We start from the raw sequence: 21,107 nt of genomic DNA on the forward strand, positions 1-21,107 counted from the left end.
TCTTACTTTCTATGAATAAACCGCTAACTCCCAATACTGAACAGGTCAATCGTGTTTTCACCAGTCGTATTATTATCCTTGGAATTCTGATATTCATTGGATTGAGTGGCTTGATCGTGCGTTATGGTTACCTACAAGTCTATGCGCACGATAAGTATACGACGCAAGCAGACAATAACCGTATTAAGCTGATCTCTGCACCGCCCAGCCGCGGCTATATTTATGATCGCAATGGAATCATATTGGCAGACAACCAGCCCGTATTTACGGCCATGTTAAGCCCTGATGAAGTCGAAAATCCAGAGCGTACGCTAAATTTGCTTGCGCCTATTTTTGAGCTAACAGATGAAAATATTACCGATATTTTAGCGCGACTGAGTAAAAGCAAAAACGATCCTGTGACCATTAAAATTGACTTAACCGATGCCCAATTGGCGCAGTTTAGTGAGCGCAAACCCTTTTTTCGTGGTGTGACCATTCAAAGCAAGCTGACACGTTCATACCCTTATGACGAGCTATTTGCACACGTCATCGGCTATGTTGGGCGTATCAATGATAAAGAAACCAAACGCATTGACAAAGATCGCTACGCTGGCACTGACCTTATCGGCAAAATCGGTATCGAAGATTATTACGAGGACATATTGCTAGGGCAACCGGGTTATCAGTCGGTAGAAACCGATGCTCTTGGCAATATTTTGCGTCAATTAGACACTAAACCACCCGTAGCTGGTAATGACATTACGCTGAGCTTGGATTATGGTTTACAGCAAGTCGCCCAGCAGCAGCTAGACGGTCGTCGCGGCGCTATCGTAGCAATCGATCCAAAAAATGGGGATGTATTGGCGTTTGTCAGTAATCCAAGCTATGACCCCAACCCTTTTATCTCAGGCATCTCCTTTAAGGATTATGGCAATCTGCGTGAAGATCTGGATCAGCCGCTCTATAATCGTGCGCTACAAGGGACATACCCACCCGGCTCTACGATTAAACCTTTTGAAGGCTTAGGCGGCATTCATTATGGGCTGCGCAATTGGGAAACCACTATCTATGATCCCGGTTACTTTAGCTTACCAGGAGACTCACATCGATTCCGTGACTGGAAACGCGGTGGTCACGGTACGGTAGATCTTAAAAAATCTATCGTGATGTCAGTGGATACCTATTATTATAAATTGGCTTATGAGATGGGTATTCAGCGCCTACATGATTGGATGGCACGTTTTGGATTTGGTGAACCAACAGGTATTGATTTGCCCAATGAAAAATCAGGAATTATGCCGTCACCAAAATGGAAAAAAGACACCTATGATAAAGGCTGGTTGCCGGGCGAAACCATCTCAGTCAGTATCGGGCAGGGTTATTTCTTAGCCACACCATTACAGATTGCCAATGCAACCGCCATGACAGCGAACAAAGGCTATCACATTACTCCGCATCTCCTAAAAAGTAGCGATGGTGCAGCACAAGTTAACGTAATCACCAAACCTGATGGTAAAATCGAATATAATGGCAAACCGTCTGACTGGCTACGTATGCACGATGCAATGGAAGAAACCGTCAAGGCAGGTACCGGACGTGGGATTTATACGCCGCGCTATCGTATTGCGGGCAAAACAGGTACTGCGCAAGTCAAGTCCATTGCACAAGGCAAACGCTATGATAAATCTGCCATAGACAAACGTCACTGGGATCACGCGTGGTTCAATGGTTTTGCACCCGTAGAAAATCCTGAGATTGCGCTTGCAGTACTGGTCGAAAATGGTGGCGGTGGTAGTGTGGTTGCAGCACCTATCGGTCGCGCACTATTTGACTACTGGATATTACAGCGCAAAAACGACCCTATCTTGCCACCAACGGCTGATCAACTAAAAGTCATCAAACGCCAAAAAGCTTTTGAAAAATTGATGCGTGATGCCCAGCGTGAAAAAGAAGAAAAAGCGCTAGAAGAAAAGGCAGAGGTGGAAGCAGCCATAGCCGCCACGACCTCTGAGTAAAAGTACGCTAAACGAGATACGGTACATATAAATATTATGAAAAAATCTACAAGCAGCCGCGAGCATAGGAACAATCATAAGAGCAAAAATATAGCTGCGGGCGACGTGCGGATCATTGGTGGTCAGTTTAAACGCCGTGTTGTACGTTTTATCGACGCAGAGGGTCTACGTCCGACCCCAGATCGCTTGCGAGAGACGCTGTTTAGCTGGCTACTTCCTGATATTCATGGCGCTTATGTGCTTGATAGCTGTGCTGGTAGCGGTGTCTTAGGTTTTGAAGCACTGTCTCGTGGTGCCGCGCATACCACCTTTATCGAAATAAATCCTGCGCAAAGTAATATGCTGCGGCAAAGTGCTGAACAGTTGCATCTGAGCGCTGATACCCATCAAATTATCCAAGGCACTGCAGAAAGAGTATTGATGCAAGAGCAGATTGTTCCACGCCCTTTCAATATTGTATTCATCGATCCACCCTATGCTCAAGATCTGTGGCAACCTATTTTAATAGCACTAATTACCCAGTCGTTAATTGATAGTGAAACCCTGATTTATCTAGAAGCAGATAAAGATTTAGAGAGCCAATTGAAACAACTGGAAGAGACGCTTAATAAAAATCCAGATATCCAATCAAGTGCTATTCAGCAAATAATCCGCTTTGAATGTGTGAAACAGACCAAGGTTGGACAAGTTGTTGCTGGACTTTATCGTTTATCATCGTCATAATTGTCGGGTTAATGCCTGCCATTAACAAATTTTACAAATGTTTAGAACCGCTAAAAACTGGCCAACGCTGCAGTTTAATGTATATAAGGCGAAAATAAACCCCAATGCAGCTTGCAAGCGTAGGCACTACTGCTTATAATGTGCAGTCTGTTTTTTGAGAGCCCCGTTCCCAGCTAAACTCTCAACGAATTCTAATTTTAAGGTTTTATCATGAAAACACTTAGTGCAAAACCAGCTGAAGTGACCCATGACTGGTATGTCGTAGATGCTGACGGCAAAACCCTTGGTCGCTTAGCCACTCAAATCGCTAGTCGCTTACGTGGCAAGCATAAGCCTTCTTTTACGCCGCACGTTGACACTGGTGACTTCATTGTTGTCATCAATGCTGATAAAATCACGGTAACGGGTAAAAAAGCGCAAGATAAAAAATACTATCGTCACAGTGGCTACCCAGGTGGTATCAAGGAAACCAACTTCAGTAAGTTGCTTGCACATAAGCCTGAAGATGTTCTACACAAAGCAGTTAAGGGTATGCTTCCAAAGGGCCCTCTTGGCTATGCGATGATCAAGAAGCTGAAGCTATATGCGGGTACTGAACATCCACATACTGCACAGCAACCTAAAGAACTAGACATCTAAGGATATACTTATGGAACGCAATTACGGAACTGGTCGCCGCAAGACGTCTACTGCTCGTGTCTTTTTAGCTAAAGGTACTGGTAGCATCGTTGTTAACGGTAAGCCACTTGATGAGTATTTTAGCCGTGAAACTTCACGTATGGTTGTTCGTCAGCCTCTAGAATTACTTGACTCACCTACTGCTTATGACCTTTACATCACTGTAAAAGGTGGCGGTATTAGTGGTCAAGCTGGCGCAATCCGTCACGGCATCACGCGTGCATTGATTGAGCTAAACGAAGCCAACAAACCTGCACTAAAAGCAGCTGGCTTTGTTACTCGTGACTCACGTCAAGTTGAACGTAAGAAATTGGGTCTACGTAAAGCACGTAAACGTCCACAATTCTCGAAACGTTAATCAAAGCTATCTCTTATCTTTTTGCGGCTGTTGTCTTTATCTCAGAGCGACAGTCACAATATTAAAGAAAAGAGTAGATTTGCAAAACCTTATAAGCTGTTCGCAGCTTATAAGGTTTTTTTATGGCTGATGACTTTTGCATTTGCTCGTGATTTTGTGCGTAAACCACCTTGCAAAGCAATGCTGGCTACCCCATCATGATGATAACTTTTCATTATTAGTAACAATTTTATGAAAGCGCCTGAACAATACGATCCTAGCAAACCATCTACCAAAAGCAGCCTGCCACCATCAAGTACGCAGCAGCCTGCTAAGTCCCCAGCGATACCTGCTGGCATGCCAACGATTACCCAAAATCATAAGCGCACAGCACCCATCGAAAAAAAGCCTTTTCAATGGCAGTTTTTGTTGCCTAAATATTGGGGCATTTGGCTATTGGCAGCAATGATCTTACCCATCATATATTTGCCGCTACGTTGGCAGTTTTGGCTGGGACGTCAGCTGGGCATATTTATCTATAAAATAGCAGGCTCACGTCGGCGTGATACGCTTATCAACTTGAAACTGGCTTTTCCAGAAAAGCCAGACGTCGAGCGCGAATTGATGGCAAAACAAGTCTTTGTCAATCAGGGCATTGGTGTGTTTGAAACCTTATGTGCTTGGTATCGTCCAAATGTTTTTACTCGTACCGTTTCAATTTCGGGATTACAGCACGTTGTCAATGCACAGAATGAGGGTCGTCCTGTCATTTTACTGGGCGCTCATTATACGATGCTTGATCTAGGCGGCATGCTCTGTACGCAGTTTTTTCCGATGGATGGGATGTATCGTCCGCAGAATAACGCGCTACTTGATTGGTTTGTTTATAATGGTCGTGCCAGTATTCTTAGCAAGCAAATAGCCAGTCGTGACATGCGCAGTTTTGTTGAGTCAATTAAAGCTGGTCACGTGATTTGGTACTCACCTGACCAAGATTATGGTCTAAAACAAGGCGTCATGGCACCATTCTTTGGTGTGCCAGCAGCGACTATTACAGCATCACGGCGCATGGCAAAATTGGGCGACAAGGCACATCCACCCGCATTAATGGCGCTGCATACTTACCGGCAGACACCAGACAGTTTACCCAAAGGCAAACGCCCGCACTATCATCTAACGATTACCCCAGAAATTCAAAACTATCCAAGTAACGATGAATTGGCTGATGCGACGCGAGTCAATGAGTTGCTAGAGGGATTGATTCGTATTGATCCCACTCAGTGGATGTGGTTCCATCGTCGTTTCAAAAATGGTCCTGATGGTCGTACTGATATCTATAAGTAAGCGTGTATTACTACGAAAAATCGCCAAAAAATTTGCTATACTTTGCAGTATATATTTTTTATATTACCTACATATAAATAACAATGAATTTATAATAAATTGATCAATAAATAACGGATTTCCCATGAGTAATAATCAGATTTCTGACGGCCAACCTACTATTAATAGCTCAGCAGCAGCCAAACGCATCCTTACTGGTATCAAACCGACTGGCACCCTACATCTGGGTAATTACGTTGGCGCGATTCGTCCAGCCATTCAGTCTATCCAAAACAGTGATGACGAAGCATTCTTTTTTTTAGCAGATTACCATGGCATTATCGGCTGTTATGATCCTGCTATTATTCATGAATCGACCAAAGCCATTGCAGCGACTTGGCTTGCCTGTGGTCTGGATCCTGAACGCGTCACTTTTTACCGTCAATCAGATGTGCCGGAAATACCAGAGCTTGCTTGGATTTTGAACTGCTCATGTGCCAAAGGTTTAATGAATCGTGCTCATGCTTATAAAGCAGCTGTTGATATTAATATGAAAAAAGAAGACGTCGATCCTGATCAAGGTATTAATATGGGATTGTTTGGCTACCCTGTACTCATGGCAGCAGATATCTTGATGTTTAATGCCACACATGTACCTGTCGGTCGCGACCAAATTCAGCATGTTGAAATGGCACGTGATATTGCTGGTACCTTTAACCATCGCTATAAAACGCTCTTTACCTTACCATCTGCCGTTGTAGATGACGATATCCCATTACTAACGGGTTTGGATGGTCGCAAAATGAGCAAGAGCTATGGCAATACCATTCCGCTATTTGGTGATGGTAATCCACAAGTCAGCGCCGAAAAACAGATGCATAAAGCCATCATGAAAATTGTGACCAACTCACAACTGCCTTCCGAGCCAAAAGACCCTGATGACTCTGCTATTTTTGAGATTTATAAAGCCTTTGCTACTCCTACAGAAATTGCTGATATGCGCGCGCAGTTTGCCGCTGGTATCGGCTGGGGCGATGCCAAACAAGCCCTGTTTGAGAAAATAAATACGGAAATAGCACCTTTCCGTGAGCGTTATGAGCATCTTATGGCTAACCCAAAAGAGCTAGAAGAAATCTTACAAATGGGGGCAGAAAAAGCCCGTCGTCATAGCCGTAAGCAACTAGACAAAACTCGTCGTGCCATTGGTATCCGTCCACTTGCCAAACTTAAATAATCATTTGATTATGTTAACCAAGATGGATACTAAGCGTGCAGACTGAGCTAAAAAATGAACAAGCGGCTTTACCAAAAGCCGCTCTTCTTTTAACTGTGCCTCAAGCCTCTGATTCTTTAGATACTAAGCGCGCACACGACGGCTCAGTTATCAATGATATGTCTTTACGCATTTACCAGACATCCGTACAACATCTACCAGAAGATCTCTATGTGCCGCCGCAAGCCTTTGCTATTTGGCTTGAGCAGTTTGCCGGACCATTAGATTTCTTGCTATATTTGGTCAAAAAAAATAACGTTGACCTGACCCAAATGCCGATACTACCCATAACGGAGCAGTATTTGGCTTACATCAGCGAATTAGATACCGAGCATTTTGAATTGGCAGGCGATTATCTGTTGATGGCGTCCACGTTGATTGCCATTAAAACCGAGCTGTTGCTGCCCAAGCCTGAAACTCCCAGCGATGAGCGTGATCCAAAAGCAGAACTGATTGAGCGCCTTGAAGAATATGCGCAAATCAAAGTAGCCAGTCAACGCTTAGATAATCTGGTGCGTCTTGAGCGTGATGTGTTTTTGGCCATGGTCAGTATGCCCGGTCAAGACGTCATGAATGCGGAATTACCTAGCTATTCGCCAAACCTTTTGATTGACAGCCTATTTAAAATGCAACTGCAGCCCGATTATCAAATGCATACCATCAAAGTCGATGCTGTTCCTCTTGCTGATCGTATTGCCAGTATTAGCCGACAGCTCAGTACGGATGGCGAGCGCTCTTTTTATGAGCTACTAGATAAAACACAAGGTAAAATAGGTGTGATTGTCAGCTTCGTCGCCATACTAGAGCTGATAAAACGACAGTTGGTTGGTATTATAAATGCTGATTTAGAAAGTCACCCTACCACTGACAATAATGATGCCGAAGACCGTCATATTAAACCCTTAACGTTACAGTGGTTGGCATAGTTATTATCCATCTGTCTATTCCTATAAATATCGATACACATTATCATTTAAAAAGAGTCGCTTTCTAATGACAGATACTGACAATACCAAGCAAGATCATGACAAAACATCTTCATTATCTAGCGCTTTACTGTCATTGACCGATGAGCAGCGACAGCATCTAGAAGACTTAAGCAAGCATATCGAAGTGCTATTACATGCGTCCGAAGCGCCCCTCACCGCCACTGTCTTAAGAAAACACCTGTCTTTAACGGCTAAAGAGCTAACACAGGCTTTGGCGCTACTAAGACAGCGCTTGGATATGGGCGTACTAAGCTTGCACGAAACTGCCAGCGGTTATCGACTGCAAATCGCGAATAATTATAGTGCCTTAATTCAACGCGTCTTCCCGCAGCGGCAAGAACGCCTGAGCCAAGCCTTACTTGAGACGCTTAGTGTGATTGCTTACAAGCAGCCAGTGACTCGTAGCGACATAGAGCATGTGCGCGGTGTGACGCTATCAAGCAATATATTGCGTCAACTATTTGATAAAGGCTGGATTAAAGAGGATGGTTATAAAGACACTTTGGGTCGCCCAGCATTGCTACACACCACGTCACAATTTTTAGATGCCTTTGGACTGAGTGAGTTGGGCGAGTTACCACCGATGCCAGATATCAGCGCCATCAAAGCGATGTCTTAAGCCTTTAGAGCGTGAAGCATTTAAAAAAGCGTTAAGCATTTAAAACATAGTATAGAAGAGATTTAGCAGTATTTTCCAGAGAATCTTCATTCAAAAAAAAGACAGACCGCATAGGATCTGTCTTTTTTATTTAATCAATAAAGCCGTTGATTAGCCATTAATAATTGGCTCTTGCTAACGGCCTATTATTGATTGATAACATCAACGCCTTTTGGTGGCGTAAACTTAAACTGACTGCTACTAATGCTTGGGTTCAGTTTGATACCACTAAATTTGATGGAAGTGGTTTGACCAAGGCTATCATTTAGCACCATCATCACTGGCTTACCACCGCTAAAACTCATTGATAAACTCTTAAAGCTAGCACTGTCTGATTTTGGGTACAGCACATAGTAATTTTTATTATCATATGGCTGGGTAATTTTGAAATTCTTGTCAATTTGGCTTGGGTCGCCTGACAACAGCAGTGCTGGTGTATTACCAACTTGGCTGTCAACGTTTTGCTTGGTCGCTTGTTCTAAATCCTTGTCATAAACCCACATGGAGTTACCATTAGCGACGATCAGTTGCTGTGACGGCGACTTTGTTTCCCAGCGGAAATTATTTGGGCGTTGTACACTCATCGTACCCGTAAAAGTACCACTGTTGGCACCTTTGGTCGTTTGGCTAAAGTTAGCCGTCATGCTTTTGGTATTTGTCAGCAGCTTGTTTAAACGTTTGGCAGCGGTCAAATTATCAGCTGGTGCAGCAGTAGCTGATTGTGTCAATACCATCATTGGGGCTGCGACACCAAGCGATGTCAGTAATACACCAGCTAAAGCACCGCTCATCATTTTTTGTTTTAAAGTTGTTTTGTTGGTTGATAAAGTCATCATAAATCCTCTCTAAAAATGCATAATCGCTTAAAAATTGTCGCTTTAAAATAAGACATCTTATTAAAATTTTTGTTTTCCATAAATGTTTATCTAGCAGCCATAAAACGGGTGCTCATAAACAATGACAACAGTGTGCCAGTTTTTTTATTACACGCCTAGTCATGATTTGCAATCTTTACTACCGCTGCCATACACGCTTGTAACTACTCTTTTGACCATTTTTGTGATCATAAGCGGCTACACAATAATAAACCGCATGGATGGTGAGTTTTTTAACTATTCATTATTTCCTAACGTTATTTACTAGGGCATGTCCTCAATTCAATTGATAATATCTAAACGGGCTAAAAATGGCTAAATTTTGCCAAACATCGTTAAATAGCTGGTTAATATCCCGATATTATCTGCGCTGTTTTCCTCGTTTGACGGCAATTTATCTCATTTTTATCACCATTTTTGAAATGAGGACACGCCCTAATATTGTTTAGCAGCATAAAGCCAATTTAGCATCCTTAACCCCTACGAAAATAACTAAAAAAAAGCCCCTACTACCAAACGGTAATAGAGGCTTTTTAGTCATCGGATTATTTTAGTCTTTGACTAAAACAACCTAGATGGGCAATTATGCGCTTTCAACCATTACATAACGACGGTTGAACTTACCTTTGGTCGCAAACTTTACCACACCGTCATTCAGTGCAAATAAAGTATGGTCACGACCCATGCCAACGCCTTCGCCTGCGTGGAATTCTGTACCACGTTGACGAACGATGATGTTACCAGCTGTGATAGCTTGGCCACCAAAGATTTTAACGCCTAGCATTTTTGGGTTTGAATCACGACCATTACGGCTTGAACCGGCAGCTTTCTTATGTGCCATGGGAAAATCTCCTTGTTAATTTGACTTATCGCTGATGCGATAACTCTTAAGCGTTTAGTGCACTATTTAGCAGTAATTGCTAAGTGGATAATTAGGCATTAATAGCTTTGATTTTTAACAAGGTATACCATTGGCGGTGACCTTGCTCTTTGTGATAATGCTTACGACGGTTGTGCTTAACGATACGGATTTTTTCGCCGCGACCATGTTCAACCACTTCAACTTCAACGCTAGCACCTTCAACGATAGGCTGACCGATTTTGACAGTTTCGCCGTCAACAATCATCAATACATCTTCGAATTTAATTGTTGCGCCAGTTTCTGCTTTTAGTAGTTCAACTTTAAGCAACTCATCGACAACTACACGGTGCTGTTTACCACCAGTTTTGATTACTGCGTACATTGTATGACTCCGTTTAACCCGTGTGCCGTGGCTGATGTTATACCAACGCTTTTACGACGAACACGACAGGGAAAAATTAAAGGCAAGATTTTACGGCTTTTTGCTCATAAAAGCAAGCCGTCTATCTCACTTGTTTAACTGGTTTTTGTAAGGCAGTTACACGAATAACCACCTCACTTTTTATTATATCTACTGCTGATTAGGAGCGCATCCAAGATGCTATTCCAACAAAAAAACACTATATAATAATAGCGGCTATTATAACTTATATAATCAGCAACTTACAGCCTTTTATACATCTCTTAAAGGACCTTAGATATCGCCGATAAATGACCATTAATTCTAGTGAAATTTCAGCCAATTTTTACAGTTTTTATGTCAATTTCTATATATAGTAAATCTTATTTAAAAGATAGGCGCGATGTTTTAGGCACGTTTTAACCCACAATCTAAAGGCATAGCTATGCTATTATAGAAAATAATGCCTTACCTATCTATAAAACTAAGGCTATAAAAAATTCTCTTTATTCTTATTAATATGACTATTTATTATGACCAGCATCCCTTCACATAAAACAGATTCAATGACTCAATCAACGCCTAATTATGCTGATATTCAAAGTATCGTGGCGGATGATTTTGAGATTATGGACAAGCAAGTATTCGGTAGTCTTAATTCCAAAGTTCAACTGGTAATGAGTGTCTCACAGCATGTAATCAATGCTGGTGGTAAGCGCATGCGCCCGCTGATTACCTTGTTATGTGCACGCATGTTTGAGGACAAGCCCTCAGAAAAAGCCATGCATCTAGCCGCTATTACTGAAATGCTGCATACAGCGACCTTGGTTCATGACGATGTGATTGATGAGTCAGGACAGCGCCGTGGTAAGCCGACTGCTAATGCCACATGGGATAATGCCACCGCGGTACTGGTCGGTGACTATCTGATAGCTCGCGCCTTTAATTTATTAGTTGGCTTCCAAAGCCTGCCACTGTTGCAAGTATTCTCAGATGGCACCTGCGATATCGCTGAAGGCGAAGTATTGCAGCTCCAGCATCAGCACAACCCTGCCGCGACAGAAGAGGATTACTTGCGCATTATTGATGGTAAAACCTCGCGGCTGTTTATGATGGCGACTCAGGGCGCTGCAATTTTACAAGACAGAATAGAGTATATGCAGGCTTTAGGCGATTTTGGTCAGCACTTTGGTAATGCTTTTCAAATTATCGATGATGTGCTCGACTATAGTGGTGATAGTGAGGTAATGGGCAAAAACCTAGGAGACGACCTCGCTGAAGGTAAGCCAACCCTGCCAACCATCAAAGCGCTTGAGCTGCTAAAAGACAGCGATATCGAAGGCTATGAGCAGTTGCGTGTCGCTGTACAAACTGGAAAGACACCGAACGCTGAACAACTTATTGAGTTAGTGCGCCGCTCAGGATCATTAGATTACTGTAAGCAGCGAGCTTGGGAAGAAACCAAGCTGGCGCAACAAGCATTGAGTACGCTACCTGACAATCGTTATCGCACAGGCTTATATCAATTGACTGAATTGGCTAGCGCACGCTTGCTGTAGTCAGTATCGTCATAACAGCTGTCAATACTTGCGGCTAGCAGCCATTAGCTGTTGATAAAGACCATTAATGAGTAATTGTGTTAATGGTCACAGTTAATAGTTGCTAAAGTTTTTGTTTTGTTAGCAAACCTTATTTATCATTCATTAAAGACCTTACAATCTATATGGTTATGCTATTTTCACAAAAATTTACAATTATTTCTCACTGACCATTGTATGACTGTACATTAGCTGTTAATGAAGATGGCGCTTGCCATGACAGCATTTAATGCATTCACAAAAGCTGATATTACGATTTCTAACCATAAATCCTGCGCTCAACTACTTGACTGTGGGGTTATCCCGATAGTTTATAATTACTCGTTAACTTTACTAATCAAGGTTGTGGTTTGGCTACAGCTTTGATGCTTAAGATTCTTACACCGATATTTGATACTTATATCGCTATTAGAGGTTCTAATAGTGATGTTTGGCTAAATTCATATTATTAAGAACAAATTTAGCCGAGAAAGTAAAGATCATTAGAATCAATACTCATTTTTATATTCAATACGCTTAGATTTATTGATAAACTTTTTATACTGTCATTACTTATTTTATACCTATTGCCGAGGACATTGATGAAGCACTCTACTCTTGCGCTTGTAATAGCATCTGTACTATCTGGAGCTGTACTGATTGGCTGTGACAAAAACGAGGACGCCGCTGGCGCAGATGCCGCACAGCAGCAGATGCCGCCTGCGGTTGTTAACGTCCAGACTGTCACGCTCGATACTGTACCCCAAGTACAGACTTTTTCTGGACGTACTACGGCTTATCAGACTGCCGACGTCCGCCCACAAGTTAATGGCGTTATTGACGAAGTATTGTTCCGTGAAGGCGGCAACGTCAAAAAAGGTCAACCACTTTATCGTATCAATACTGATAACTACGCTTCTTCTGTCACCAGTGGTCAAGCAGCAGTGCAACAAGCACAGGCAAATTACCAGACAGCACAAGCAAACAATGCCAATGCAAAAGCCGAGCTAGCCAGCCGTCAGGCATCATTGGCACAAGCGCAAAATGATTTACAGCGCTTACAAGGCTTGGTTAGCATCGACGCCATCTCAAAGCAGCAGTATGAGCAAGCACAAACACAAGTACGTACTGCACAAGCAGCGGTACAAAGTGCGGCCGCCGCTGTTGGACAGACACAAGCAGGCATCGAAAGTGCAAAAGCAGGCATTCAAACTGCTCAAGCGGGTTTAGATGCTAGTAACCTAGATCTTAACCGTACCATCGTACGTGCCCCGCTGTCAGGTCGTACTGACCGCTCTAGTGTCACCGCTGGTACTTTGGTCAGCGCAGGTCAAGCTGATCCGCTGGTGACTATCTCACGCTTAGATCCTATCTATGTTGATATCAGTCAATCATCCTCTGAGCTATTAAAACTGCGTCAGCAAATCGCTGAAGGCAAAGCACAAGCAGGAATGAACTCGGTTGAGTTGGTATTAGAAGATGGCTCAGTCTACCCAGCACGCGGCAAGCTTGCTTTATCTGAAGCAAAGGTTGACGAGTCAACAGGCGCTGTGACCTTGCGTGCTATTTTCCCCAACAGCAATAATATCTTGCTGCCTGGTATGTATGTGACGGCACGTTTGACACAGAGCGTGATTACCAATGCTGCATTGGTACCGCAAAGCGCCGTGATGCGTACACCGAAAAGTGAGACGCAAGTTTACATCGTTGATGAAAATAATAAAATCCAAGTACGTCCTGTCACTATTAATGGCACTTATAAAGGCCAGTGGGTTGTCACTGACGGCTTACAAGCAGGGGACAAGATAGTTGTTATCGGCGGCTCAAAAGTTAAGCCTGAACAAGAGGTGGTCGTTAAGCCATTAGAGAATCCAAACCCAGCACCAGCTAAAGAAGGTGCCCCTAATGCCCAGACGCCGCCGCAAGCTGCTAAAGCGATGGATAAGCCAGCTAGCAAAGATGCCACTGCTCAGAAACCAGCAGAGTCTACCGCTAACTAATTCCATTCAAAGATAGGAAGACTAGGAATATACTATGTCACGTTTTTTTATTAATCGCCCTATTTTTGCATGGGTTATGGCTATTTTAGTCATGCTCATCGGGGTGATATCGGTCATTAACTTACCGATTGAGCAGTATCCACGTATTGCACCACCGACGATTTCAGTCAGCGCAAGCTATCCTGGTGCTAATGCTCAAACGGTTGAAGATTCAGTCGTGCAGATTATTGAGCAACGCATGAAGGGTCTTGATGGTCTGATGTATATGTCGTCATCGAGCTCCTCGAATGGTGCTGCATCCATTACGCTCACTTTCGAAAATGGTACAGACTCTGATACTGCACAGGTACAGGTACAGAACAAACTCCAAGCCGCCATGAGCTCACTACCCGAGTCGGTACAGCGTCAAGGCGTCAACGTTAATAAATCCTCTAGCAGCTTTTTAATGGTGCAAGGTTTTATTTCTGAAGATGGCAGTATGGATCGTGCGGATATCGCCGATTATGTCAACTCAAACGTTGTTGACCAGTTAAGCCGTGTGGAAGGTGTTGGTGAAGTACAAGTTTTCGGTTCTGCTTATGCCATGCGCATTTGGTTAGATCCGGCGCGCTTACGTAGCTATAACATGGTGCCAGCGGATGTAGTTGAGGCAGTACGCGCACAAAATGCCCAAGTATCTGCCGGTCAGCTAGGTCAAGCACCTGCTGATACCAGTCAACAGGTTATCAATGCGACTGTCACGGTTCAAAGCTATCTACAAACGCCTGATGAATTTAAAAACATTCTATTAAAAACAGATACTGCTGGCGCAAAAGTGCGTTTAGGTGATGTGGCAGAGGTTGAGATTGGTAGTGCAGACTACGGCGTAGTGTCGCTATACAATGGTAAAGAAGCAGCTGGTCTTGGTATTTCATTGGCGGGTGGTGCAAACGCACTGGAAACTCGTGAAGCTGTTGGCGCTCGTATGGCAGAGCTGGAAGCAAACTTCCCAGCAGGTCTAACATCCGTTATCCCTTATGACACCACACCATTTGTGCGCTTGTCTATCGAACAAGTGGTTATGACACTGCTTGAGGCAATCGTTCTCGTATTTATCGTCATGTTCGTTTTCTTACAGAACTGGCGTGCGACCATCATTCCTACTCTTGCCGTACCTGTCGTATTACTTGGCACCTTCGCTGTACTTTACATCGCTGGTTTTAGTATTAACGTCTTGACCATGTTTGCCATGGTACTATCCATCGGTCTGTTGGTCGATGATGCGATCGTCGTCGTCGAAAACGTCGAGCGTATCTTGGAAGAAGATCCTGATATCTCTATTAAGGATGCTACCGTACAATCGATGGGCGAGATTAGTAAAATCGTTATTGGTATTGCGCTGATTCTATCTGCCGTATTCGTACCGATGGCATTCTTCGGTGGCTCAACAGGTGTGATTTATCGTCAGTTCTCTATCACCTTGATTACCAGTATGGTGCTATCAGCCTTAGTAGCGCTTATCTTTACCCCTGCCCTTTGTGTGACCTTACTCAAGCGTAGCAAGAGCCATGATAAAGGCAATACAGAAGAGCAAAAAGGCTTCTTTGGTTGGTTTAACCGCTCGTTTTATAAAGTCAGTCGTAGTTACGAGAATTTAGTTGGCAAAAGTTTCCGCTTGAAGTGGCTATACTTAATTCTTTATGCTGCCATTATCGGTATTATGGCAGTGGTATTCTTACGTATTCCCGGCTCGTTCTTACCAGAAGAAGATCAAGGTATTATGTTTACCTTGGTTCAGTTACCTGCTGGTGCGACGCTTGATGAAACGCAAGAAGTGCTCGATAAAGTCAGTGATTATTACAGTACCCAAGAAGGCGATAATATCGCTTCAGTCTTTACGATCGCAGGTTTCAGTTTTGCAGGACAAGGGCAGAATATGGGACTGGCCTTTGTACGTTTATCGGATTGGGCTGATCGTCCCGGTGAAGAAAACACTGCACAGGCTGTCGCTGATCGCGCCATGGGTTACTTCTTTACCCAACTAAATGAAGCACAAGTATTTGCGATTGTACCGCCAGCCATTACCGAACTTGGTAACGCCAGTGGTTTTGACTTAATGATTCAAGACACCGGTAACCTTGGACATGAGGGTCTACTCGAAGCACGTAATATGCTGCTTGGCATGGCTGCGCAAAACGACAAAGTCGCAGGCGTTCGTCCAAATGGTCAAGAAGATGCACCGCAGTTAAAAGTGAATATTAATCAAGAGCAGGCCGCTGCTTATGGCTTGTCACTTGCTAGTATTAATAGCGTTATTTCTACCGCTTGGGGCTCAAGCTATATTAATGACTTCGTCGATCGCGGGCGTATTAAACGCGTCTTTGTTCAAGGTGAACCAAGCAGCCGTACTAATCCTGAAGATATTGCTAAATGGTATGTACGCAACGATGTAGGTGAAATGATTTCATTTGATGCGTTCTCTAGCAGCGAATGGCAATCTGGCTCACCGCGTCTGACCCGTTATAACAGCTTACCATCGATGAATATTCAAGGTAGTGCTGCACCCGGTCTAAGTACGGGTGAAGCGATGAGTTCGATGGAAGCAATGATGGAGAATCTGCCTGAAGGTGTGGGCTATGAGTGGACGGGTATGTCACTTGAAGAGCAAAAGTCAGGTGCACAAGCGCCAATGCTATACGCGCTTTCAATCTTGGTGGTGTTCTTATGTCTAGCAGCCTTGTATGAAAGCTGGTCTATCCCCTTCTCTGTGCTATTGGTCATTCCACTTGGGGTATTAGGTGCAGTCCTCTTTACTTGGCTACGTGGATTTAATAACGATATTTATTTGCAGGTAGGTTTACTCACAGTCGTTGGTCTATCCGCTAAAAATGCTATCTTAATTATTGAGTTTGCAAAAGAGCACCAAGAGGAAGGCTATAGTCTGAGAGAAGCCGTTATGACAGCAGCGCGTCAACGTTTGCGCCCGATTATCATGACCTCGCTTGCCTTTGGACTGGGTGTTGTGCCATTATTTATCGCCACAGGTCCTGGTTCAGGCAGTCAAAATGCCATTGGTACCAGTGTACTAGGTGGCGTCGTGACCGCGACATTGTTAGGTATCTTCTTTATTCCCATGTTTTATATTTGGGTACGTAGTATGTTCCCGTACAAATACGAGAATAATAAACCAAATGATAAAGATGATGGTCATGGTACGCCTGACCCGCAAGACCCAACGCCTTCTGAGAATTATCAGCCTGCAAGCTTTGGAGACAATACACAATGAGTGTTCAGAAAATATATAACACCAACTCAGTAGCGGTAGCAAACATTGCTATCACTGCGCAACCAGCGGGCTCACATATGCGCAGAAATGCTGGTCGCCTAATCGGCTTGACCGTTTTAGCGATGAGCATGGCTGCTTGTAACACGATTCCAAAAGCAGATATGCGCCCTGTGCTTGCTGAGCCAAATATTCCTATCGAACAAACCTATGGGGCATTCGATAAAGAAACGGTTAGTAGCGCTGATCAAGCAAGTATTGCGGGTCAACGCTGGCAGAATTTTTATAGTGACGAGCGTTTAAAGGGCTTGATTGCTTTAGGGTTAGAGAACAACAAAGATTTTGAAAGTGCTCGTTTAGCAATCGAGAAAGCACGCGCACAGTATCAAATTACCGATCTTAATGATCTACCAGCGATTAATGGTAATGGTGGATACACGCGTCAAGCACAAAATAGAACCGACAAAAACCCCAATAGTAGTTATAACGTCAACCTAGGCTTGGCTAATTACGAGTTGGACTTTTGGGGCAAAATTGCTAGCTTAAAAGATCAAGCGCTACAAAATTTCTTAGCCACTACAGCGACCAAAGATTCGACCCAAATCAGCTTGATTAGTAACATCGCTCAGAGCTATGCCAACTTGAGCTATAGCTTAGCGCAGTTAAAGCTGGCTGAAGCGACGGTTGAGAGTCGTGAAAAGTCTCTGTTTATCGCTGATAAACGCTTTGAAGCAGGCATTGATCCGAAGCTGCCATCTTTGCAAGCCAGTGCGTCATTAGAAAATGCCAAACTTGCTGTCCTACGGGCACAAAGCAGCATTTTAAAATCACGTAACGCCTTACAGTTCTTGGTGGGTGGACCAATTCCAACCAATCTAATTCCAACACCAGCAGTCAGCAACATCACTAGCCAGCAGATATTTAGTGCAGGCTTACCAAGTGAGTTGCTACGTTATCGCCCAGATGTACTGCAAGCAGAATACAACCTAAAAGCCGCTGGTGCCAATATCGAAGTGGCACGCGCGTCTTATTTCCCGTCTATCAGCTTAGCCAGTAGCATTGGGGTTAGTAGCGGCAGTTTAGATGACTTATTCAAAAGCGGCGCTGTCGGTTGGTCGTTTGGTCCAAGCATTAGCGTGCCTATCTTTGACGCTGGTCGCCTAGATGCCAATTACGATGTGGCTAAAATTGAGCGTGAACAAACGCTCACAGGCTACGAGAAATCTATCCAAACCGCATTCCGTGAAGTGTCAGACGTACTCGCGACACGAGCCACATTGGGTGAGCAGCTCGAAGCACAATACCGTCTACAAGATAACTTTGAACAAACATTCCAGATAGCAGATGAACGCTTTAAAGCAGGTATTGCCAACTATCTAGATGTGCTAGATGCACAGCGTTCATTGTTCTCAACGCAGCAAGGTATTTTGGATTTAGAGCTACAAAAAATTGTGAGCCAAGTCGAGCTATACCAAGTGCTGGGTGGCGGTGCCAATCTGGATGTACCAACGGCGATTCCTGTACCACATAAAAACTTAGTGCAACTAGTGAATCTACCTGCCAATAGCAATAAAGCAAAAGCGGCAAATGCTATCGATGCGGCTAGCTCAGCGCGAGTTGCTTCTGCACAAGAAGCAAACGCCATTAAACAAGCGCAACCATCGGAAACGGCCACCTTTGAGCCAACCGCTGTCGTTGACGTCAATAATGATGGCAAAAAAGACGCTGCCGTAGGAGTGGTTACCAAACAGACGACGTATAACGAAACCAGCGTTGAGCAAGTATCGGTCACGCAGATCGTTGAGCCTTAAACACTCATAAATAGTGTGAGGTGATTTCCTTCACATTGATAGTCGATAAGTACAAAAAGCCCTACCGACTTGGTAGGGCTTTTTGCTTTTGTAAGGCGCTTTTAGTTATAGTAGAGAAATTAGCTTACACATATTTTTATCCACTTGTTAATGTCCGTTCTATAAAAAAATATGCTTCAAAACAGCTTATTTAATCAAGCTGATAAATAACAATGACTAAAATCAAATGAGGACAAATCATGACTTATACCTTTAACCGTCAATTCCCTGAAACTCGTCTACGTCGATTACGCTACAACGATAACGTACGCGCGATGATTCGTGAAGTTGAGCTGCATCCTAAGCACTTTATCGCCCCTGTCTTCGTCTTAGAAGGCAAAAATAAGCGCGAAGCAATCGCTAGTATGCCAGGCGTTGAACGCTTATCGATTGACCTGCTGATCAACTATGCCAAAGAATTATTAAGCGAGGGCGTCACTACCATCGACATCTTCCCTGTTATTGATAATTCCTTAAAAACACCCGACGGTAAATCAGCTTATGACGAAAATGCCCTTACTGCTCGTACCGTAAAAGCGATCAAAGATGCTGTGCCTGAAATGGTGGTAATGACCGATGTGGCGTTAGATCCTTATACCTCGCATGGTCAAGATGGACTGCTGGATGATTCAGGCTATGTGATTAATGATGAAACGGTCGAAGTATTGGTCAAGCAAGCATTGGTACATGCCCGCGCTGGTGCTGATATCATCTCGCCTAGTGATATGATGGATGGCCGTATCAAAGCCATGCGTGACGCCTTTGAAGCCGAAGGCTTTGTGAATACCGCTATCATGGCTTACTCTGCCAAATACGCCTCTGCATACTATGGCCCGTTCCGTGATGCAGTCGGCAGTGCTGGCAACCTAAAAGGTGGACACAAGAAACAGTACCAGATGGATTTCGGTAATCGTGCTGAAGCGCTGCACGAAGTGGCGATGGACATAGCCGAGGGTGCAGATATGGTCATGATTAAGCCGGGTCAGCCGTATCTAGACCTTATTCGTGAAGTTAAAAATACCTTTGGCGTACCGACCTTTGCTTATCAAGTGTCTGGCGAATATGCGATGCATATGGCTGCTATTCAAAACGGCTGGCTAACCGATGCGGTTATTTTAGAATCTTTGATTGGTTTCCGCCGTGCGGGTGCTGATGGAATTTTGACGTATTTTGCGCTAGAAGCCGCTCGTCAGTTGAATAATGCCTAATATAAATTAAGCAGCTTTTTATTTATACCATCAATCTATCGCGCCAACTGTGATTAATCAGCTGGCGCGATTTTTATTACCTTATTTTAACATCTCAATAAAACTTATAAACGTGTACGCTCGTGTGGCTCATTAAAATCAAGCACTGGACCAACAGGAATGATACGCGTGGGATTGATATTGGCATGGCTAGTATAATAATGCTGCTTAATATGCTCGATGCTTACCGTCTCTGCAATACCTGGCACTTGATATAAATCACGCAGATAACCCCAAAGATTGGGATAATCAACAATGCGGCGAATATTACATTTAAAGTGTCCGACATATACCGCATCAAAACGCACCAGCGTAGTAAATAAGCGCCAATCCGCCTCAGTTATCGTATTACCCAGCAAATAACGCTGGCCTGTCAAACGTGCCTCTAGTGTCTCTAATGCATCGAATAGCTCCGTCACCGCTTCTTCGTAAGCCTCTTGTGTGGTTGAAAATCCTGCTTTATAAACGCCATTATTGACCGTAGAATAAACGAGCTCATTAACTGCATTAATTTCTGCTAATAACTCGGTTGGTAAAAAATTACCTGCTAGCGCCCCAACCTCATCAAAAGCTGAGTTAAACATACGAATGATCTCAGAGGACTCATTACTGACAATGGTATCGGTTTTTTTGTCCCATAATACTGGCACCGTCACCCGTCCTGTATAGTCAGGCTTTGCCGCCGTATAAATCTCATATAAGTAATTAGCATTTACGATAGGATCAGCAATCACGCCTGCGCCCTCTGAAAACGTCCAGCCCTTATCGCCCATAAATGGATGCACCACTGACAGCGAAATCAGGTCTTGCAAACCCTTTAGCTGACGGTAAATAATGGTACGATGTGCCCAAGGACATGCAAGCGAGATATATAAATGATAGCGATCAGCTTCGGCTTTAAAACCGCCAACACCTGATGGGCCTGCGCTGCCATCGACCGTGACCCAATTTCTAAAACCCGCATCTTCTCGCTCAAAGCGTCCACCGCTCGCCTCTGTGTCATACCATTTGTCTTGCCATTGACCATCAACCAATAGACCCATGTCACTCTCCTCA

At 43.8% G+C, this 21,107-nt stretch carries 17 protein-coding genes; 13 read left to right on the forward strand and 4 right to left on the reverse strand.

From position 1 onward, the window contains the following. The first annotated feature begins 11 nt into the window (after positions 1–11). From mrdA to scpB, 8 genes are all read left to right on the forward strand, one after another. Positions 12–1,997 carry a penicillin-binding protein 2 gene (mrdA, locus tag C8D84_RS00635; RefSeq protein WP_109589267.1) on the forward strand — a complete coding sequence of 662 codons (1,986 nt, stop codon included), beginning with the start codon at positions 12–14 and terminating at the stop codon, positions 1,995–1,997. 36 nt (positions 1,998–2,033) lie between these two features. After that, entirely contained in the window at positions 2,034–2,720 is a 687-nt protein-coding gene (rsmD, locus tag C8D84_RS00640) for a 16S rRNA (guanine(966)-N(2))-methyltransferase RsmD (RefSeq protein WP_109589269.1), read from the forward strand. A gap of 210 nt (positions 2,721–2,930) precedes the next feature. After that, complete coding sequence (gene rplM, locus C8D84_RS00645; protein ID WP_045447009.1) at positions 2,931–3,359, forward strand: 50S ribosomal protein L13; 429 nt, start codon at positions 2,931–2,933, stop codon at positions 3,357–3,359. Between the two features lie 10 nt (positions 3,360–3,369). Continuing rightward, complete coding sequence (gene rpsI / locus C8D84_RS00650; protein ID WP_045451158.1) at positions 3,370–3,756, forward strand: 30S ribosomal protein S9; 387 nt, start codon at positions 3,370–3,372, stop codon at positions 3,754–3,756. A gap of 231 nt (positions 3,757–3,987) precedes the next feature. Next, entirely contained in the window at positions 3,988–5,079 is a 1,092-nt protein-coding gene (locus tag C8D84_RS00655) for an LpxL/LpxP family acyltransferase (RefSeq protein ID WP_109589271.1), read from the forward strand. Positions 5,080–5,203: 124 nt separating this feature from the next. Further along, the gene (locus C8D84_RS00660) at positions 5,204–6,292 is read left to right on the forward strand and encodes a tryptophan--tRNA ligase (protein ID WP_109589273.1); all 1,089 of its coding nucleotides are present in this window, start codon (positions 5,204–5,206) and stop codon (positions 6,290–6,292) included. Between the two features lie 158 nt (positions 6,293–6,450). Further along, the gene (locus tag C8D84_RS00665; protein ID WP_109589620.1) at positions 6,451–7,257 is read left to right on the forward strand and encodes a segregation and condensation protein A; all 807 of its coding nucleotides are present in this window, start codon (positions 6,451–6,453) and stop codon (positions 7,255–7,257) included. A gap of 136 nt (positions 7,258–7,393) precedes the next feature. Beyond that, positions 7,394–7,939, forward strand: a complete 546-nt coding sequence (scpB, locus tag C8D84_RS00670; RefSeq protein ID WP_407691864.1) for an SMC-Scp complex subunit ScpB — start codon at positions 7,394–7,396, stop codon at positions 7,937–7,939. 185 nt (positions 7,940–8,124) lie between these two features. On the opposite strand, the gene lolA is transcribed toward scpB, so the two are convergent. The 3 genes from lolA to rplU form a co-directional block, all read right to left on the reverse strand. After that, on the reverse strand, positions 8,125–8,811 hold the full coding sequence (gene lolA, locus C8D84_RS00675) for an outer membrane lipoprotein chaperone LolA (RefSeq protein ID WP_109589274.1): 687 nt from the start codon (positions 8,809–8,811) through the stop codon (positions 8,125–8,127). A gap of 625 nt (positions 8,812–9,436) precedes the next feature. Next, a complete protein-coding gene (rpmA, locus tag C8D84_RS00680) occupies positions 9,437–9,694 on the reverse strand; it encodes a 50S ribosomal protein L27 (RefSeq protein ID WP_055123782.1) in 258 nt (85 codons plus the stop codon). 91 nt (positions 9,695–9,785) lie between these two features. After that, complete coding sequence (rplU, locus tag C8D84_RS00685; RefSeq protein ID WP_010199185.1) at positions 9,786–10,097, reverse strand: 50S ribosomal protein L21; 312 nt, start codon at positions 10,095–10,097, stop codon at positions 9,786–9,788. A 551-nt stretch (positions 10,098–10,648) separates the two neighbouring features. On the opposite strand from rplU, the gene C8D84_RS00690 reads away from it, so the two are divergent. The 5 genes from C8D84_RS00690 (at position 10,649) to hemB (ending at position 20,012) form a co-directional block, all read left to right on the forward strand. Next, on the forward strand, positions 10,649–11,674 hold the full coding sequence (locus C8D84_RS00690; RefSeq protein ID WP_109589276.1) for a polyprenyl synthetase family protein: 1,026 nt from the start codon (positions 10,649–10,651) through the stop codon (positions 11,672–11,674). A gap of 620 nt (positions 11,675–12,294) precedes the next feature. Further along, positions 12,295–13,692: an efflux RND transporter periplasmic adaptor subunit gene (locus tag C8D84_RS00695; RefSeq protein ID WP_045447023.1), complete on the forward strand. Its 1,398-nt coding sequence runs from the start codon at positions 12,295–12,297 to the stop codon at positions 13,690–13,692. A gap of 34 nt (positions 13,693–13,726) precedes the next feature. After that, a complete protein-coding gene (locus C8D84_RS00700) occupies positions 13,727–16,957 on the forward strand; it encodes an efflux RND transporter permease subunit (RefSeq protein WP_109589278.1) in 3,231 nt (1,076 codons plus the stop codon). Beyond that, entirely contained in the window at positions 16,954–18,765 is a 1,812-nt protein-coding gene (locus tag C8D84_RS00705) for an efflux transporter outer membrane subunit (RefSeq protein WP_109589280.1), read from the forward strand. Before C8D84_RS00700 ends, C8D84_RS00705 begins: the two co-directional genes overlap by 4 nt. 239 nt (positions 18,766–19,004) lie before the next feature. Continuing rightward, on the forward strand, positions 19,005–20,012 hold the full coding sequence (gene hemB, locus C8D84_RS00710; RefSeq protein ID WP_109589282.1) for a porphobilinogen synthase: 1,008 nt from the start codon (positions 19,005–19,007) through the stop codon (positions 20,010–20,012). Between the two features lie 104 nt (positions 20,013–20,116). On the opposite strand, the gene C8D84_RS00715 is transcribed toward hemB, so the two are convergent. Then, positions 20,117–21,094, reverse strand: coding sequence for a glutathione S-transferase family protein (locus C8D84_RS00715; protein ID WP_109589283.1), 978 nt, complete (start codon positions 21,092–21,094; stop codon positions 20,117–20,119). Positions 21,095–21,107: the final 13 nt, after the last annotated feature.

The organism is Psychrobacter immobilis (genome assembly GCF_003148585.1).
Taxonomy (GTDB): domain Bacteria; phylum Pseudomonadota; class Gammaproteobacteria; order Pseudomonadales; family Moraxellaceae; genus Psychrobacter; species Psychrobacter immobilis.

Bases quoted from the DNA above. Each gene is read 5' to 3' on its own strand.
- rsmD (WP_109589269.1), top strand. From the start codon at position 2,034: ATGAAAAAATCTACAAGCAGCCGCGAGCATAGGAACAATCATAAGAGC.
- C8D84_RS00665 (WP_109589620.1), top strand. From the start codon at position 6,451: ATGTCTTTACGCATTTACCAGACATCCGTACAACATCTACCAGAAGAT.
- rpmA (WP_055123782.1), bottom strand. From the start codon at position 9,694: ATGGCACATAAGAAAGCTGCCGGTTCAAGCCGTAATGGTCGTGATTCA.
- C8D84_RS00655 (WP_109589271.1), top strand. From the start codon at position 3,988: ATGAAAGCGCCTGAACAATACGATCCTAGCAAACCATCTACCAAAAGC.
- rplM (WP_045447009.1), top strand. From the start codon at position 2,931: ATGAAAACACTTAGTGCAAAACCAGCTGAAGTGACCCATGACTGGTAT.
- mrdA (WP_109589267.1), top strand. From the start codon at position 12: ATGAATAAACCGCTAACTCCCAATACTGAACAGGTCAATCGTGTTTTC.
- hemB (WP_109589282.1), top strand. From the start codon at position 19,005: ATGACTTATACCTTTAACCGTCAATTCCCTGAAACTCGTCTACGTCGA.
- rplU (WP_010199185.1), bottom strand. From the start codon at position 10,097: ATGTACGCAGTAATCAAAACTGGTGGTAAACAGCACCGTGTAGTTGTC.
- C8D84_RS00660 (WP_109589273.1), top strand. From the start codon at position 5,204: ATGAGTAATAATCAGATTTCTGACGGCCAACCTACTATTAATAGCTCA.
- C8D84_RS00700 (WP_109589278.1), top strand. From the start codon at position 13,727: ATGTCACGTTTTTTTATTAATCGCCCTATTTTTGCATGGGTTATGGCT.
- C8D84_RS00695 (WP_045447023.1), top strand. From the start codon at position 12,295: ATGAAGCACTCTACTCTTGCGCTTGTAATAGCATCTGTACTATCTGGA.
- rpsI (WP_045451158.1), top strand. From the start codon at position 3,370: ATGGAACGCAATTACGGAACTGGTCGCCGCAAGACGTCTACTGCTCGT.
- C8D84_RS00705 (WP_109589280.1), top strand. From the start codon at position 16,954: ATGAGTGTTCAGAAAATATATAACACCAACTCAGTAGCGGTAGCAAAC.
- C8D84_RS00690 (WP_109589276.1), top strand. From the start codon at position 10,649: ATGACCAGCATCCCTTCACATAAAACAGATTCAATGACTCAATCAACG.
- lolA (WP_109589274.1), bottom strand. From the start codon at position 8,811: ATGACTTTATCAACCAACAAAACAACTTTAAAACAAAAAATGATGAGC.
- C8D84_RS00715 (WP_109589283.1), bottom strand. From the start codon at position 21,094: ATGGGTCTATTGGTTGATGGTCAATGGCAAGACAAATGGTATGACACA.